Here is a 15,743-nt window from a genome sequence, read left to right on the forward strand (position 1 = left end):
ATGGCGAGCAAGATTTCGACCGCCGTCCTCGTCCACGGCGCCTGGGCGGACGGCTCCAGCTGGGGCAGCGTGATCGGCTCGCTGCGCGCGGCCGGCCTGAACGTCGTCGTACCGCAGCTCCCGCTCACTTCGCTCGCGGATGACGTCGCTGCGCTCGAGCGCACGCTCGAACGCGTGGACGGCCCCGTCGTACTGGTAGGGCACGCCTACGGCGGCGCGGTCATCGCGGAAGCCAGGAGCGACAAGGTGCAATCGCTGGCGTACGTGGCGGCGATCGCTCCGGATGAAGGTGAGACGGTCGCGCAGGTGTTCGGACGGGCACCACCGCATCCGCAGGCGCCGCCGCTCGCGCCCGATACCCACGGTCTCGTGTGGCTGCCGCTCGAGGCATTCGGCCGTGCCGTCGCGCCGAACGCATCGGATGAGCTGCAGGCGCAGTTGGCGGCGGTCCAACGGCCCATCGCATTGGCCTGCATCACGACACCGGTCGGACGCCCGCGCTGGAAGGACGTTCCGGCCTGGTATCTCGTCGCGGAGCAGGACCGGATGATCTTGAGGGACACACAGGAATTCATGGCCATGCGCATGGGGGCGACGATCGTCTCGCATCCGGTGGATCACGTGCCGAGCCTGACGGCGCCGGAACTCGTCACCTACACGATCCTGGCTGCGGTGCGGACCGCGGAAGGAGAGCTGGCATGCTGAAGTCGGTGGCAATCGTGACAGGCGCGAGCTCGGGCATCGGACGGGCCACGGCCGTCCGCCTGGCACGCGATTTCGGCGCCATCGTCCTGGTAGCCAAGGGCGCACATGATCTGGAGGGCGCTGCGGCGGAAGTCCGCGAGGCCGGCGCCGACGCGCTGGCGGTGCAGCAGGACCTGAGCCTGCCGGTCTCCGCGGATGCGGTCGTGAAGGCAACTCTCGACCGCTTCGGCCGCATCGACGCGCTGGTGAACGTTGCTGGCGCGGTGCCCGGCCTCGACCTGTTCGAGATGAGCGACGAGCAGTGGGACGCCGGCATGGCGCTCAAGTTCCACGGCGCCCGCCGGCTGACCTTGCGGGCCTGGGACGCGTTGAAGGCCTCACGCGGCTCGGTCGTGTTCGTGTCGGGCAATGCCGCGGAGCAGCCGAAGGCGGCACAGGCGGCCGTGGCGGCGATCAACGCCGCCATCGAGGCGCTGGCCAAGGCCTTCTCCGAGCGAGGTGTGGCGGACGGCGTTCAGGTCAACAGCGTCTCGCCCGGCGCCGTCATGACCGGGCGCCGACTCGGCATGCTGGAGAAGGCGGCCGGGGCTCGCGGCATCACGCTGGACGAGATGAAGGCGGCCTTCCTCAAGACGGCCGGCATCGCGCGCTTCGGCGAGGCTTCGGAGATCGCGGAACTGATGGCCTTCGCGGTATCGCCGGCGGCGCGCTGGATGACCGGCACGGTCCTGCGGATGGATGGCGGCGAGCTGAAGTCCGTCTGAACCGGGCTTGCCGTATCCTTTCAAGCCACCTGCCCTGCTGACGACCCCTTTCTCATGCCCGATACGCTCCCGCCGCCGATGTTCCTGGCCGACTCCCGCGGCCTGGATTTCCTGAACACGCTGGCGGTTCCCGTGGACACGGAAGTCGAGTGGCTTGCCAGCGGCGAGGACCTGCTGGCCTGGCTGCAGTCGGCAGGCCTGCTCTCGGCCGAAGCGGCCGACGAGGTCCGGAGTGTCGCGAAGCCCGGCGAACTGGATGACGCGGCGGCCAAGGCCAGGGGGCTGCGCGAATGGTTCCGCGGATTCGTCAGGCAGTACCGGGGCGAACCGCTGACACGCAAGGCGATCGCCGAGCTCGAGCCACTCAACGAGTTGCTAGCCCGCGACGAGGAGTTCAGCCAGATCGTGCCCTCGTCCGATGAAGCTTCGTTGCTGGCGTTCGTCCCCCGGCGCCGCTGGCGCTCGGCCGACAGCCTGCTCTTCCCGATCGCCAAGACGTTGGCGGAACTGCTGACAACAGCGGATTTCAGCAACGTCAAGCAGTGCGAGGGGCCGGGCTGCGTCCTGCACTTCCTCGACACCACACGGGACCGCCGCCGGCGCTGGTGCAGCATGGCCGTCTGCGGCAACCGGGCCAAGCAGGCAGCGCTGCGCCTTCGCCGCGCCGCAAACGCCGGAAGCTGATCAGTGACGACCGATCAAGACGCCGCCGCAAGCCTGAACGCCGCCTGCCCGCGTTGCGGCGGCGGCTTTCACTGCGGCGCGAAGGACTCGCACTGCGCCTGCTTCGACCTGAAGCTCGGCGAGGGCTTGCGCGCCGAATTGAAGGAGACCTACGGCGGCGCGGCCTGCCTGTGCATCGCCTGCCTGGTGGAACTCAAGCAGCGGGACGACGCCGCTGCGGCTCCCGCTCGTGCAGGAACTTCGTCAGCAGATCGCGCGGCGGCACCACCGAAACGTCCTTGAGCATCTGCCCCACATTGCCGCGGTGATAGGAACCGTGTGCCAGCACGTGGGCCAGGATTTCCTCCCGCGTCATCGTGCCCGCATCACCATCGGTGAAGGCGAAGGCGATGGGCTCCTGCAGGGCCGCCGCGCCGAGGCTGGCCGCATAGCCCTCGAACCACAGGTCCGTCTCGGCCACGGCGAAGTGAAGCTCGCCCAGCTCGGGTGTCTCCGGCGTGTTCGCCGCCGTGTAGCCGTGCGCCTCGCCCAGCAGGTGCGCACGGAAGATGCGATCGACGACGTAGATGTGGTTGAGCATGCGGACGGCTTTCTCCACCGTCTCGGGCTGCTCGGCTGCGGCCGTGGCCAGGCAGTCGAAGAGCGCTCGGTTGGCCCAGGACTTCTGGGCGAAAAGCGATTGGAGAAGAGTCTGCGACGAAGGGGCTTGCGACATGCTGGCCTCGGGAGCGGTTGGATTCAGCCGACGAGCATATCGGCCCCTGAATCGCCCGCTGAGCCGCACGGGAATGCCCGTGCCACCCTTTCGGGCGGGGGGCTCAGCGGCCAGCCACCAGCCGCTCGAGCTGGCCCGCGACCATCTCGGCCATGGTCTGCGCCACGGCCTGCGGGTCCAGCGAGGGCTCGTCGAACAGCAGTTCGTGGGCCGAGTAAAGCGCATCGATCGCCAGCCGCAAGGTCAGCCGTGCCTGCGCCGGATCGACGGCCGGATGCACCTCGAGGAAGGGCGCCAGCACCAGGTCCGTCATCAGGTCGCGCGAGCGCAGGCGCTGCGATTGCAGCGCGGGCACGGCCCGCTGCGCCCGCGTCACCCAGATGCCGGCGGGCATCTGCGCGGTCAACGTCTGCAGGCGCACGAACAGCGCGGCCATGCTGAGGGCGAACTCGGCCGGCGGCAGCGCCATCGTCTCGCGCACCGCCCAGGGCGCCAGCAGCTCGTTCTGCTGGCGCATCAGCCGCAGGCTCAGCTCGTGCAGGATCGCGTACTTGTTCGGGAAGTACTGGTACAGCGCCGGCGGCGAGATGCCCGCGCGCTGGCAGACCAGGTTGGTGGACAGGCGCTCGATGCCGACCTCGCCCAGCAGTTCCGCGCAGGCCGCCAGGATGCGTTCATAGGTCTCGACCGCGCGGGGCTGCAGCGGCGCCCGCTTGGGCTCGAGATCGGGACGGGCGGGCGGCCTGGCGGCGGGAATCGGATCGACGGCGGAACTCATGGCCGCAGTCTAGTTTGTCGCCGGCCAGCAAGATCCGGCCCCCATCGTCCAAACGATGACGCGCCGGGGACAAGGCCGGCGGGCTCAGGGGAAAACCCCCGTCGGCCTTGCGCCACGCTTCAGGCGCATTCACACGCATTCAGGCGTCGACGGTGTCCGCCTTCACCCGCATCAGGGCCAGCTGCAGCACCTTGGCATCGCTGCTGGCCCGGTGCCGCTCGATCTTCTGCTCGCGGCGCACGCGCGCGGCCACGTCGTGGAAGCGCGCGGCCTCGCTCTCGCTCAGCAGGCGGCGCAGGTCATCGAGATGAAAGCTGGGCTGCAGGTCCGCGCTGTCGAACAGGCGCGCGAGCCAGGGGTAATCGTGGCCCCAGCCGTCGCAGTAGACGGTCTGGCCGCGCAGCCGCGCGTTCATCTCGGCCGCCACCCATGCCGTCGGCTTGCCGTGGGCCAGCAGCGCGGCGCGGCTGATGCCGTGCAATGCCTCGGCCTGCGCATCCCAGTGCTGCCAGTCGGGCTCCGGGTGGATCAGGCTGCAGAACGAGCGGCCCTCGGGCTCGATGAAGCCGATCTCGATCGGATAGCTGCCGCGGCCGAAGCCGGAGGCTTCGACATCGATGATCGCGGGCAGCGGCTGCAGCATCGCTCAGCAGTTGTCGGACTTGAACTCGCGCAGCTCCTCGGCCAGCACGGTGTCGTTGCTGCTGTCCGCCATCTGCAGCAGTTCGTCGATGTTCGATGAATCGACGAACTCATGCCCGCGGCCGCAGCGGAGTTGATGGAAGATTTCTTCCACCGAGGGTTTGGCCTTGCTCTGTGCTTGCTCACTCATCGCATCTGCTCCTTGCTGTGAGGAAAAACCGAGCTGCGGCAATCCACATGCCCCTACGCGGCCTGCTCCTGCGCCACCAGCCGCTCCAGCACCCGCCGGGAGAAGGTGCCGCCGGCATCGATATTGAGCTTCATCAAGCGCCGCTCGGGCCAGGCTTCCAGATTCTGCTGCTGGCGCTCGAGCATTTGAAGGTCCTCGCCGAAGATCTTGCGCTGGCCCTCGCGGATGCTGTCGGTCAGCGCCGGATCCTCGGGCTTGAAGCGGCGCGCCATGCCCCAGAAGTACCAGATCGAGCGCTCGGTCTCCGGCGTGATGAAGTCGACGACGATGCTCGATGCCTTGACGGCCGGATCGGCTTCATGACCGCCCTGCCCCGCCAGCGCCACGCCGACCTCGATCATCACCTGGCTCGGCGGCGTGAAGCGGCAGATCTGCCAGCGGTCCACCGGCCGGTCGTCGGGCAGGCCCATGCCGCGCAGCGCCATCTGCCAGAACGGCGGCGCGGGGATGTCGAACATGCGACGCTCGGTGATCACCTCGTCGCCCTCGACCCGCGTCTGCGGCGCGACCTCGTCGATCTCCTTCTGCCCGATGCTGCCGGCGTGGACGTAGGTCTCGTGCGTCAGGTCCATCAGGTTGTCGATCATCAGCCGATAGTCGCAGTTGACGTGGTACATGCCGCCGCCATAGGCCCAGTCGGGGCGGCCGGCCCATTCCAGCTGAGGCAGTGCCGCCGGGTCGGCGTCTTCGATGCGGCCGGGCCAGACCCAGACGAAGCCGTGATGCTCCACCGCGGCATAGCGGCGGATGGCCGGGAATACGCTCGTTCGCTGGCCCGGCATGGCGACCACCGTGCCCTCACAGCCCATCCGCAGCCCGTGGTAGCCGCACTGCAAGGTGCCGTCGAAGACGCGGCCCAGCGACAGCGGCGCGCCGCGGTGCGGGCAGAAGTCCTCCAGCGCGGCCACTGCGCCATCGGCACCCCGGAAGAACACGATGGCCTCGTCGCAGATACGGCGGCCCAGCGGCTTGTCACCGGCCAGTTCGTCCGGTGTGCAGGCGACGTACCAGGCGTTCTTCGGGAACATGGGCCTCCGCTTCTAGGCGTGGTTCTTCAAGGGCACGGCCGGATCGCAGGCTGCTTCCGGCGCCGGGCTCTTGCCCGTCTCCAGCAGCTTGCGCGCGGCCATGTGGTCCAGCGGCGCGCTGACGCTCTCCACGCAGACCAGCCGCTCGCCGACGTAGTGCAGCAACGAGAAGGTGCCAGCGTTCGCGCCATCGCGGCGATAACGTTTTCCCTCAGCGGGGTCTGTGGGCATCAGGCCGGCCATCTGCAAGCGCATCGCGCCCTGCTCGGACCAGAACCAGGGCAGCGCCCGGTACGGCTCCTCGCGGCCTTGCAAGGTGGCCGCGGCGGTGCGGGCCTGGTCGTTGGCGTTCTGCACCGATTCCAGCCGCAGGCGGCGGCCGCTGTACGACTCGTCGAAGGCCACGCAGTCGCCGATGGCCAGGATGTCCGGATCGGACGTACGCATCAGCGCGTCGACGACGATGCCGTTCTCGCACAACAGGCCGGCCTCGCTCGCCAGCGTGTGCTCCGGCGCGGCGCCGATGCCCATCACCAGCAGTTCGACCGGCTCGCGCCGGCCGTTCACGGCCAGCGAGGCCAGGCGGTCGCCATCGAACTCGAATTCGCCGACGGCCACGCCCAGACGCAGATCAATGCCGCTGGCGCGGTGCGTCTGCAGCACGTGCTCGGCCAGCTCCGGCGAGACCGATCGCGCCAGCAGGCGCGGCGCCGATTCCAGCACTGTCACCGCCTTGCCGGCGGCACGCGCGCTGGCGGCGATCTCCAGCCCGATGAAGCCGCCGCCGAGGACGGTGACGTGCTGAGCGCTATGCAGGCGTTCGCGCAGGCGCTGCGCATCGGCCACCGAGCGCAGCGTGAAGACATTGGCCAGAGATGCGGGCAGATGCGGCAGGTGGCGCGCGCGGCTGCCGGTCGCCAGCACCAGCCGCCCGTAGCTCAGGGTCTGGCCGGACTGCAGCCGCACGTGGCGCTGCGCGCGGTCGATCGCCACGGCGGCGTCGCCGCCGTGCAGCGTGATGCCCTGATGTGCGTACCAATCCTCGGCGCGGTGCGGCTGCAGTTTCTCGTCGGGCGTCTTCAGAAAGGCCTTGGACAGCGGCGGCCGGTGGTAGGGCAGCACCGCTTCCTCGCAGACCAGATGCACCTGCGCGCCCAGCCCCGCCGCCGCCAGCGCGCCGCACAGCGCGGCACCCGCATGGCCGCCGCCGATGATCACGATCGGGCCGGCCGATGTCTCTGCGTTCATTCCTTCTCCTCGAGTTCTTGTGGCGAAAGCGGGAATTCTCGCCGCGCGGCTTCGCTCGCTCAGACTTGGCGCTCGGGCAGGCGCACGACGAGGCCCTGCAGCTCGGCCGTCAAGGGAATCTGGCAGGACAGCCGGCTGGTCGGTTCGCGCGGCACGGCCGTGCTGTCCAGCATGTCGAGTTCCAGCGCCGAGGGCGGCATCAGCCGGCCGGCCCAGGCCTCGTCGACGATCACGTGGCAGGTCGCGCACATCATCGAGCCGCCGCATTCGGCCACGATGCCGTCGACGCCGTAGCCGGTGGCCGCCTGCATCAGGCTGACGCCCTCGGGCGCCTCGAAGCCCTCGACCGTGCCGTCGAAATGGATGAAGGTGATGTCGGGCATGGTCGGGATTGTGGCCGAGGCACGTTCTAGGGGGTGCCACCTCATGCACACAGAAGGCTTGCGAACTTCGGCTAGATTGGCCGCCTCCATCCACCCGGGAAACTCACCCCATGCTTTCCATCATCGGCACCATCATCATCGGTTTCATCGTGGGTCTGCTGGCCCGGGCACTGAAGCCCGGCGACGACAAGCTCGGTTTCATCATGACGACGGTGCTGGGCATCGCCGGCGCCTTCCTCGCCAACTTCGTCGGCGGCCGGCTCGGCTGGTACGCCCCGGGCGAAGCCGCCGGCTGGATCGCCTCGATCGTCGGCGCGGTCGTGCTGCTGGTGATCTACGGCTGGGCCAAGGCCCGCGCCTGATCCGCACGTCGCCTCATCCACACTGGCCCACGTAGCCACAGGCGGTGCAGAAGTCGCAGCCGTCCTTGTGGATCATCGTGCTGTTGCCGCATTCCGGGCAGGGCCGGCCGGCCATCGGCGCCACCTCCAGCCCGGCCTTCGCCGCCCTCGCCTGCGGCGCCTGCTGCAGCAGGCCCATCTCGACCAGCGGCATGCCGGCCTCGTCGAGCACGCCCAGCATCGCGTAGCGGTGGATCACCAGCCGCGCGACATAGGCCACCGTTGAGGGCCAGACCTGCTGGCGGCCCGGCTTGCCTTGCTGGGCGGCCAGGCTCGGCACCGGCGCCATGAAATGGCCCAGCGGCTCGCCGACGTTCAGCAGCTTGCGCAGCTTCATGCCGATCCAGCCCGGGTCCATCACCCGCATGTCCAGCGAGAGCAGGCGCGCGAGCCCGTCGAACGCCTTCGGGTAGTTGCCCGAGAAGCCCATCGCGCAGGGCCGCGTCACCGTGCCGCCTTCGGGCGTGGGCAGGCTGACTTCCTTCAACGTCAAGGTGAACTGCTCGTTCGTCGCCGGGTTGTCCACGTCGACCGCCCAGGCGAGCGTGCCGCTGGTGCCGGTGCGCGGCTCCTCGCGGCTGAACATGGCGTCGAGCACCGGCGTCGGGCCCTGGGCCTCCTGCAGCGCGCCGAGCTGCTCGCAGCGCCAGCGGATCACCGCGGCCGTGGCGGCGACGACACCGGGGAACAGGCGCTTGTCGCCGTTCGGCGGCATGGGCATCTCGAAGGCGCGCTCCTCCGCCACCGTGGCCAACGCATCGAGCTTGAGCCGTAGCCACGCGGCATCGTTGGTACGCAGGTCCATCGACAGGGTCTTGGCCAGGGCCGAGAGCCCGCGCGGCTGCTCGGCGCCGTTGACCCAGACCTCGAAGGGCAAGGTGCGGCCGAACAGGCCCGCGTCCGGTCCCTCGGCCGGCAGTTCGCCGATGAACAGCGCGAAGTCGCCGTGCGGGTGCTGGATCATGTAGCTCCAGGCAGGGTTGCCGCCGGGCATCTCCGGGCGGCTGGGCCAGCGCAGCGAGGCCAGCACGGCATTGGGCAGGCGGTCGACGCGCAGGCGCTGGTTGGCGCCTTCGTCCGCCACCGGGCGCAGCGGCTCCGGCGCCTTCACCGGCTCCACGCTGAGCACCGATCCCAGCACGGCGTTGGGCCGGTAGGTCGCCAGGCCCTTCAGCTTCCCCTTCCAGGCCTGCACGTACAGGTCCTTGAAATCGGCATAGGGGTAGTCGGCCGGCACGTTGACCGTCTTCGAGATCGAGGTGTCGACGAAGGGCGCAACGGCGGACACCATCAGCGCGTGGTCGGAAGCACTGAGTTCCAGCGCGGTGACGAAGGCCTCGGGCAGCGGCGCGTCGACACCGAACATGTGGCGGAACAGGCGCCAGGCATGGTCCTCGACCGCGTACTCCTTGAAGCCACCACCCTCCAGCATCGAAACGCGCTTCTTGCGCGTGTAGCTCCAGCTGAAGGCCGGCTCGATGCCGTTGCTGGCGTTGTCGGCGAAAGCCAGGCTGATCGTGCCGGTGGGTGCGATCGACAGCAGGTGCGAGTTGCGTAGACCTTGCGCGCGGATTCGGTCCTTGACCGCCTTCGGCAGCCGCGTGGCGAAGCTGCCGCCCGAGAGATACAGCTCTGCGTTGAACAGCGGGAAGCCGCCCTTCTCCGCCGCCAAGTCGCTTGAAGCGAGATAGGCCGCATCGCGCATCAGCTCGGAGATCCGCCGCGCCGTCTCGCGCGCCGCTTCGCTGTCGTAGCGCTGGTTCAGCATCACCAGCGCATCACCCAGGCCCGTGAAGCCCAGGCCCACGCGACGCTTGTTGCGCGCCTCCGCCGCCTGCGCGGGCAAGGGCCAGGGCGTGACGTCGAGCACGTTGTCGAGCATGCGGATCGCCACGGTGACGACCTCGGCGAAGCCCTTCTCGTCGAAGCTCGCCTCGGCGCTGAACGGTGCGCTCACGTAACGCGTTAGGTCGATGGATCCGAGACAGCAGCAGCCGTAGGGCGGAAGTGGCTGTTCGGCGCAGGGATTCGTACTCGCGATCGACTCGCAGTAGTGCAGGTTGTTGTCCGCATTGATCCGGTCCAGGAACAGCACGCCGGGTTCGGCATGGTCGTAAGTGGACTTCATGATCTGGTCCCACAGCGAGCGGGCCGGCAGGCTGCGGTAGACCCAGAGCCCGTCGGGGCGCTGCCAGGCGCCTGCTTCCTTCTGCGTGGCACCGGGCTCGGCGCGGTGGACCAGTTCGACCGTGCGATCGGCCAGCACGGCTTCCATGAAGGCGTCGGTGACGCCCACGGAGACGTTGAAGTTGGCGAGGTCGCCCTCGTCCTTGGCGTGGATGAATTCCTCGATGTCCGGATGGTCGCAGCGCAGCACGCCCATCTGTGCACCGCGGCGGCTGCCGGCGCTTTCCACCGTCTCGCAGGAGCGGTCGAACACGCGCATGTAGCTGACCGGGCCGGAGGCGCTACTGCGCGTGGAGCCGACCCAGGCGCCGCGCGGGCGGATGCGCGAGAAGTCGTAGCCCACGCCGCCGCCGCGCCGCATCGTCTCGGCGGCCTCGGTCAGCGCGGTGTAGATGCCGGGGTGACCGTCCTCGACGGTGGCGATCGAGTCGCCGACCGGCTGTACGAAGCAGTTGATCAAGGTGGCCGACAGTTCGGTGCCGGCGGCCGAGAGGATGCGGCCCGCGGGCACGAAGCCGCGCCGCTGCGCATCCAGAAACTTCGCGGCCCATTCGGCGCGACGCTCGGGTGCTTCAGCCGCCGCCAAGGCACGAGCCACGCGCTGACGCACGTCCTCAAGCGTCTGCTCATCGCCCTTGGCGTACTTCTCCAGCAGGACCTCGGAGCTGATCGCCTGCGCGGGCAGCGAGTCCGCGTCGTGACGCGCGCCACGGGTGTCGCCGGACTCCGGCATCAGCGTCGCTTGGCTCGGCGGAAGCATGTGGATATCTCCAGTAGTCGAACGCCCGACTCTGCCCTGTCACGGGCCCGCTGACAAGCGGTTTGGAGATGGAAAAACGTTCAGGGCGCCAGCACGAGGATCGATGCCGCTGCCATGCTCAGCAGGGCGACGGTGATCACCACGCCACCGCCCTGCGGCCCGCGGTGCCGGGCATGCCGGGCCTCAGGGCGGCTCAGGTGCAGGCAGTCCTGCAATTGGTGGACGGACCGGTTGAGATGCGCAAGCAATTTCATCACCGCCTCCGAAGCTGTTCACGACAGTGTCTGCAGGCATTGTTGCGCGCGTGCTTCCACCGTTCAGTAACAGGGTTACTCCTGCGTCCGTCCTAGAACGGATTGACCGACTTCTCGCGCCGGTAGTGCAGGTAGCCCACGCTCGCGCCGGCGCGCAGGCCCACGCCCAGGCGGATCGGCGCCAGCGTGATGCCGTTGCGGCGCTGGTAGTTGATGCCGGCCCCGCCGACGTAGTAGAGGCTGCCGTCCACCCCGGGGAAGCGCTGGTAGATGGCCGAGGCCTTGGGCAGGTGGTAGACCAGCGTGAACACCTTGGAAGCATTGCCGCCGGCGTCGAAGCCGATCGAAGGGCCGGCCCAGTAGACCTTGGCGCCTCTCGCACTGCCCTTCATCAGCAGTTCGCCCTCGCCGTAGCGCAGGCCCACCGTCAGCGCGCCGCTGGCTTCCTGGCCCTTGATGTAGGCATTCGGGCGCCCCTGTTCCTGGAAGGCCTTGGCGATGACCTTGGCCAGACCTTCGGTGGTGTCGCCGAAGAATTCGGTGGCCGCCTTGAGGACCGAGTCCTCGTCGTAGGTCTTGTCGTCCTCCTTGTCGTCGGCGGCGAGTGCGAGGGCCGGCAGGCCGGCGCCAGCGGCCAGGGCGGCCAGGCGTGCGATCGTCGCGCGACGTTCGATCAGATCGACGGTGAGCTTGTCTTGCATGGCGGATGTACTCCTTCTTCTTGCGATGGCCGCAGCTTAGCGCCCGGGAGCCGGCTGCGCGGAATCCCGGAGCGCGGATCAACAATTGGTGACAATCACACCCGACAGCCCGCAGCGGGCGCGCACCACCGGTGCGCCTAACGCCTAAACTCCACGGTGCCATGAGTTCACACAACGACCTGCCCAACCTCGCGATCGCGCTGGAGTACGCCGATCTGGCGGCCGCGCTGTACCTGGCCGGCGGCAGCGACCACGCGGCCCGCCTGCTGGCCGCCGGGGCCGAGCAGTTGCTGGGTGACTTGGCCAGGCTGCTGGGCCAGCACGTGGAGAGCGACGAGGTGCAGACCCTGCTGGCCCGCATCGCGCTGAGCTACCAGGCGCCGCCGATGGCGCCGCGCGGCCACGCGCAGGCGCGCAACAGCCAGTTCGCCTTGCAGCGCACCAGCGAAATGGCCGGCCTGCGCGAGGACGAGGCCCGCAGCGACACCGCGGCCTACCTGCGCGCCGCCTGGTACCTACTGGAATCGATGGGGCTGGAAGCGGTGATCCCTACGCGTCTGGTGCAGGCGGTGGAGACCAGCACCATCGTCGCGCCCTTGGACATATGATCGGCCGGGCTGTTTCCGGGAGGCCGCCATCGACGACAAAAACACCGAACGCCGCCACTTCAATCGCGTCGCCTTCGACGCCGCGGCGGAACTGATCAGCGCGCAGGCGCAGCTGCAGGTCCAGGTGCTGGACCTGTCGCTGAAAGGCGCGCTGCTGAAGCTGCACTCGGCCGAGGCCGCAGGACTGCAGACCGGCTCACCCTGCCTGCTGAAGATCCACCTCGCGGGGCTGGAGCAGGCGATCGCGATGGCCGGCGAGATCGGTCATGTGCAGGGCGAGCATGCCGGCCTGGTATGCCGCAGCATCGACCTGGAGAGCATCACGCACCTGCGGCGCCTGATCGAGATGAACCTCGGCGACGCCGCGCTGCTCGACCGGGACCTGCGGGCGCTGATCAGCCACTGAACTAGGCCAGCCCCTGGATAAAGCGGCGCAGCACCGGGAACGCCGCCTCGGGATCGTCCCGCCACGCCCCGTGCCCGACACCCGGGAAGCCGACGAACTGCGACCACTGCGGCGGCAGCGCCGCGGCGATCTCGCGCGCATCCTCGATCGGGCAGACCGGATCCTGCTCGCCGGCCAGCACCAGCACCGGGCATTCGGCGCGCGCCAGGCCGGGCAGCAGGTCCAGGCGCTTCTTCTCGCCGCCGCAGAAGTGGAACAGGATGTCCTTGCGCAACAGCGTGCGCTCGCCGGCCTGCGGATCCAGCGGCGGCCGAGTGTTGTAGAGCTGGCGGCAGCCGGCCCAGTAGTCCTGCCAGGTGGCATCGTTCGGCGTGGTCCAGAAGGCATCCGCCAGCGCCCTCGCCTCGGGGCCACCCAGCTTCTCGAACATCGCCAGCTTGCGCTCCAGCCGGCCGTGGTGCGAACTGCTGGACACGATCACGCCGCGCGCGTGGCCCGGATGCCGCGCGATGTAGTGCTGCGCTACGAAGCCGCCGAAGGACTGGCCCAGCACGATCGGCTTCTCGATGCCCAGCGCCGCGCACAGGCGGACGATGTCGTCGGCCCAGACGTCCAGCGTCCACTCCTCGCGCGGGCGGTCGTCGCTGCGGCCATGGGCGCGGTGGTCGTAGTAGACGATCTGCGCCAGGTCGGCCAGCGCCGAAAAGCCGGGCTTGTAGGCCGAATGGTCGAAGCCCGGGCCGCCGTGCATGCAGATCAAGGTCGGCTTCTCGCGCAGCGCCGGTCCGTCCGGCACCAGCCCCGGCCCCTCCACGTCCACGAACAGGCGCACGCCCTGGCCGATGTCGATACGCATTCCAGATCCTCCTTGACGATCCCGGCAGTATGAACCGGCTGAACTGAGGTCCAGCCCCGCCGCTTTCGTCCGGGCAGCGCCGGCTTCGTCGCACGCGCCCCCGCGCCGGGCCGCCCAGGCACACAATCGGCGCCATGGACACATCGGTCGCTCCGACGAACTCGCCCCGAGAGGCTTTCCTGCGGGTCTTCAACCTGCGGATGATCGCGGCCGTCTACTATTTCTGCCTGCTGCATGCGCTGTCGCGCGAGCTGGCCTGGTACGCCTACGAGCCGATGCCCTGGAGCGACTGGCTGTACTCGCTCGTGCAGTTCACGCGCCAGTCACTGATCACCGGGCTGATGATCCTGCTGATGATCGGCTGCGCCGAGGCGCTGCTGGCAGGCCGCCGCTGGAGCGACGGCAAGGCGCTGGCGCTGCAGGGCGCGGCGGTGGCCACAGGCGCTTCGGGTGGCGCGGTGCTGCGCCACCTGGCCGTCAACTACGGCGACCCGACAGCCCATTTCATGTGGGACTGGTTCTACTCCACCGCGGGCCTCTGGACCTTGCTGGGCTGCATGGCCTATGCGCTGCTGCGCGTCGTGCGCGCCGAGCACGCGGCGGCCGACCGGCTGCGCCAGGCCGCGCGCGAGCGCGAGGCGCTGGAGGCGCAGCAGATGGAGGCGCAGGTCTCCGCGCTGAACGCGCAGATCGAGCCGCACTTCCTGTTCAACACGCTCGCCAACGTCAAGCGCCTGTACGCGACCACACCGGACCGCGGCCGCGACATGCTGGTCAGCCTGATCGCCTACCTGCGCGCCGCCCTCCCCAGCATGCGCTGCACCGATTCGACGCTCGGGCAGGAGCTGGACCTCGTGCGCAACTACCTGACGATCCTGCAGATGCGCATGGGCGAGCGCCTGTCCTTCGACATCGAGGCCGAGGCCGGCCTGCTCGGCGCACGCCTGCCGCCGATGGTGCTGCCGACGCTGGTCGAGAACGCGATCAAGCACGGCCTGTCCCCGCTGCCCGAGGGCGGCCGCATCGAGATCCATGCACACGCCAGCGGCGCCGGCGACGAGATCGCCGTCGAGGTGCGCGACAACGGCCAGGGCTTCGCCGGCAGCGGCGGCTCCGGCGTGGGCCTGGCGAACACCCGCGCCCGGCTCGGCGCGCTGTTCGGCAGCCGCGCGGCGCTGGAGCTGGAAGCGGCACAGCCGCGCGGCGTGGTCGCGCGCGTGCGCATGCCGCTGGTGCCGAGCGCCGCATGACGACAGTGCCCGCCACGCCCGCCGACGCCGCACCCGACACGTCGCCGCTCGCCCATCTGTTCGCCGCCTGGCGTTCGGTGCGCCGGCGCGAGCTGGCGGTGTTCGCACTGGCCGGCGCGCTGATCGGCCTGATCGACCTGGGCTCGCTGCTGGAGGTCGGCCTCGAGGAAACGCTGCTGCCGGTGCTCACGCGGATGGTGATGCCGGTCGTCGCCACCCTGCTGCTGCTGGCGGTCTGGCTGCCGGCCGACCGCAGCTCGCCGACGAACCCGCGCCGCACGCTCTGGCTGGTGCTGGCCGCGCTGGCCGGGGCGCTGCTGTCCAACGTGGCGCTGACACCGCTGGTGCACCTGCTGCCCTGGCCCACCGTTGGCGAGATCATGCGGATGAAGAAGGGCCTGCCGCCCGTCGACGACATGAGCCCGACCACGCTGCTGGGCGGCATCCTCGGCGACTTCATGCCGATGGCGATGATGCTGGCCGTGCTGGAGCAGCTCGGCCGGCGCCGCCGCGCCGAGGAATCGGTGCAGCGCATGCTGCAGGAGCACGGCCGGCTGCGCCGCCAGGCGATGGCCTCGCGGCTGGCGGCGCTGCAGGCCCAGGTGGAACCGCAGCTGCTGTTCGACGCGCTGGTCGACATCGAGCAGGCCTACGCGCGCAGCGACGAGGCCGCGCCGGCGCGGATGGAGCAGTTGATCCGACACCTGCGCGTCGCGCTGCCGCGGCTGCGCGAGCCCGGTACGCGGCTGGATGCCGAGGCAGAACTGCTGGAGAGCTATCTGGCCGTGCTGCAGGGGCTCGGCCATCCGCCGCTGGACTTCCGCATCGAGCTGCCGGAGGCGCTGCGCGGCGCATCGGTGCCGCCGATGATCCTGCTGCCGCTGCTGCAGCGTGCGCTGAAGCTGGCCGTGACGGCACCGACACGTTGCACGCTGTCGGCCTCCGACAATCTGCGCGTGACGCTGAGCTTCGACCGCCCCGGCCTGGGCAAGCTCGGTGAAAGCGACGCCGAGATGGACGCGCTGGCCGAGCGCCTGCGCGTGCTCTCTTCCGGCGCCGCGCGGCTGCGCTGCGAGGCCACGCCCGAAGGCGGCACGCGCTTCATCCTGGAGCTGAGCTGAAC

20 protein-coding genes are annotated in these 15,743 nt (G+C 69.5%); 9 read left to right on the top strand and 11 right to left on the bottom strand.

Going from position 1 to position 15,743, the window contains the following annotated elements:
* Genes SNE35_RS05880 through SNE35_RS05895 form a run of 4 tightly spaced genes read left to right on the top strand, consistent with a single transcriptional unit; the run spans position 1 to position 2,435 of the window.
* Positions 1–705: an alpha/beta fold hydrolase gene (locus SNE35_RS05880; protein ID WP_320421933.1), complete on the top strand. Its 705-nt coding sequence runs from the start codon at positions 1–3 to the stop codon at positions 703–705.
* On the top strand, positions 699–1,469 hold the full coding sequence (locus tag SNE35_RS05885; protein WP_320421934.1) for an SDR family NAD(P)-dependent oxidoreductase: 771 nt from the start codon (positions 699–701) through the stop codon (positions 1,467–1,469). Before SNE35_RS05880 ends, SNE35_RS05885 begins: the two co-directional genes overlap by 7 nt.
* A 54-nt stretch (positions 1,470–1,523) precedes the next feature.
* Positions 1,524–2,153 carry a CGNR zinc finger domain-containing protein gene (locus tag SNE35_RS05890; protein WP_320421935.1) on the top strand — a complete coding sequence of 210 codons (630 nt, stop codon included), beginning with the start codon at positions 1,524–1,526 and terminating at the stop codon, positions 2,151–2,153.
* Between the two features lie 3 nt (positions 2,154–2,156).
* On the top strand, positions 2,157–2,435 hold the full coding sequence (locus SNE35_RS05895) for a cysteine-rich CWC family protein (RefSeq protein ID WP_320421936.1): 279 nt from the start codon (positions 2,157–2,159) through the stop codon (positions 2,433–2,435).
* On the opposite strand, the gene SNE35_RS05900 is transcribed toward SNE35_RS05895, so the two are convergent.
* The 7 genes from SNE35_RS05900 to SNE35_RS05930 all read right to left on the bottom strand — a co-directional run bounded on the left by SNE35_RS05900 (position 2,347) and on the right by SNE35_RS05930 (position 7,197).
* Complete coding sequence (locus SNE35_RS05900) at positions 2,347–2,868, bottom strand: DinB family protein (protein ID WP_320421937.1); 522 nt, start codon at positions 2,866–2,868, stop codon at positions 2,347–2,349. The two genes, SNE35_RS05895 and SNE35_RS05900, sit on opposite strands and share 89 nt — an antisense overlap.
* 103 nt (positions 2,869–2,971) lie before the next feature.
* Entirely contained in the window at positions 2,972–3,646 is a 675-nt protein-coding gene (locus SNE35_RS05905) for a TetR/AcrR family transcriptional regulator (RefSeq protein ID WP_320421938.1), read from the bottom strand.
* 139 nt (positions 3,647–3,785) lie between these two features.
* Positions 3,786–4,289: a 3'-5' exonuclease gene (locus tag SNE35_RS05910; RefSeq protein ID WP_320421939.1), complete on the bottom strand. Its 504-nt coding sequence runs from the start codon at positions 4,287–4,289 to the stop codon at positions 3,786–3,788.
* Positions 4,290–4,292: 3 nt separating this feature from the next.
* Entirely contained in the window at positions 4,293–4,478 is a 186-nt protein-coding gene (locus SNE35_RS05915; protein WP_320421940.1) for a hypothetical protein, read from the bottom strand.
* A 53-nt stretch (positions 4,479–4,531) separates the two neighbouring features.
* Positions 4,532–5,566: an aromatic ring-hydroxylating dioxygenase subunit alpha gene (locus SNE35_RS05920; RefSeq protein WP_320421941.1), complete on the bottom strand. Its 1,035-nt coding sequence runs from the start codon at positions 5,564–5,566 to the stop codon at positions 4,532–4,534.
* Between the two features lie 12 nt (positions 5,567–5,578).
* On the bottom strand, positions 5,579–6,814 hold the full coding sequence (locus SNE35_RS05925; RefSeq protein ID WP_320421942.1) for an NAD(P)/FAD-dependent oxidoreductase: 1,236 nt from the start codon (positions 6,812–6,814) through the stop codon (positions 5,579–5,581).
* A 59-nt stretch (positions 6,815–6,873) separates the two neighbouring features.
* Entirely contained in the window at positions 6,874–7,197 is a 324-nt protein-coding gene (locus tag SNE35_RS05930; protein ID WP_320421943.1) for a 2Fe-2S iron-sulfur cluster-binding protein, read from the bottom strand.
* A 110-nt stretch (positions 7,198–7,307) separates the two neighbouring features.
* Between SNE35_RS05930 and SNE35_RS05935 the strand changes: the two genes are divergently transcribed.
* The gene (locus SNE35_RS05935) at positions 7,308–7,559 is read left to right on the top strand and encodes a GlsB/YeaQ/YmgE family stress response membrane protein (protein WP_320421944.1); all 252 of its coding nucleotides are present in this window, start codon (positions 7,308–7,310) and stop codon (positions 7,557–7,559) included.
* Positions 7,560–7,572: 13 nt separating this feature from the next.
* Here the strand turns inward: SNE35_RS05935 and SNE35_RS05940 are convergent, their stop codons facing one another.
* From SNE35_RS05940 to SNE35_RS05950, 3 genes are all read right to left on the bottom strand, one after another.
* Entirely contained in the window at positions 7,573–10,518 is a 2,946-nt protein-coding gene (locus SNE35_RS05940) for an adenosylcobalamin-dependent ribonucleoside-diphosphate reductase (RefSeq protein WP_320422363.1), read from the bottom strand.
* Positions 10,519–10,625: 107 nt separating this feature from the next.
* Positions 10,626–10,799: a hypothetical protein gene (locus tag SNE35_RS05945; protein WP_320421945.1), complete on the bottom strand. Its 174-nt coding sequence runs from the start codon at positions 10,797–10,799 to the stop codon at positions 10,626–10,628.
* Positions 10,800–10,891: 92 nt separating this feature from the next.
* Positions 10,892–11,500, bottom strand: coding sequence for a DUF1134 domain-containing protein (locus SNE35_RS05950; protein WP_320421946.1), 609 nt, complete (start codon positions 11,498–11,500; stop codon positions 10,892–10,894).
* Positions 11,501–11,661: 161 nt separating this feature from the next.
* Here SNE35_RS05950 and SNE35_RS05955 point away from each other — a divergent pair, with 161 nt between their 5' ends.
* Together SNE35_RS05955 and SNE35_RS05960 are read left to right on the top strand one after the other, a co-directional pair.
* Positions 11,662–12,108 carry a hypothetical protein gene (locus tag SNE35_RS05955; RefSeq protein ID WP_320421947.1) on the top strand — a complete coding sequence of 149 codons (447 nt, stop codon included), beginning with the start codon at positions 11,662–11,664 and terminating at the stop codon, positions 12,106–12,108.
* Positions 12,109–12,136: 28 nt separating this feature from the next.
* Positions 12,137–12,514 carry a PilZ domain-containing protein gene (locus SNE35_RS05960; RefSeq protein ID WP_320422364.1) on the top strand — a complete coding sequence of 126 codons (378 nt, stop codon included), beginning with the start codon at positions 12,137–12,139 and terminating at the stop codon, positions 12,512–12,514.
* Position 12,515: 1 nt separating this feature from the next.
* Here SNE35_RS05960 and SNE35_RS05965 read toward each other — a convergent pair whose 3' ends face one another.
* The gene (locus SNE35_RS05965) at positions 12,516–13,370 is read right to left on the bottom strand and encodes an alpha/beta fold hydrolase (protein ID WP_320421948.1); all 855 of its coding nucleotides are present in this window, start codon (positions 13,368–13,370) and stop codon (positions 12,516–12,518) included.
* Positions 13,371–13,504: 134 nt separating this feature from the next.
* On the opposite strand from SNE35_RS05965, the gene SNE35_RS05970 reads away from it, so the two are divergent.
* Both SNE35_RS05970 and SNE35_RS05975 read left to right on the top strand, forming a co-directional pair.
* Positions 13,505–14,620 (top strand): sensor histidine kinase, encoded by a 1,116-nt coding sequence (locus SNE35_RS05970; protein WP_320421949.1) that lies wholly within the window; start codon positions 13,505–13,507, stop codon positions 14,618–14,620.
* Entirely contained in the window at positions 14,617–15,741 is a 1,125-nt protein-coding gene (locus SNE35_RS05975; RefSeq protein WP_320421950.1) for a histidine kinase, read from the top strand. Before SNE35_RS05970 ends, SNE35_RS05975 begins: the two co-directional genes overlap by 4 nt.
* Positions 15,742–15,743: the final 2 nt, after the last annotated feature.

Source organism: Roseateles agri (assembly GCF_034043675.1).
Classification (GTDB): Bacteria; Pseudomonadota; Gammaproteobacteria; order Burkholderiales; family Burkholderiaceae_C; genus KK5.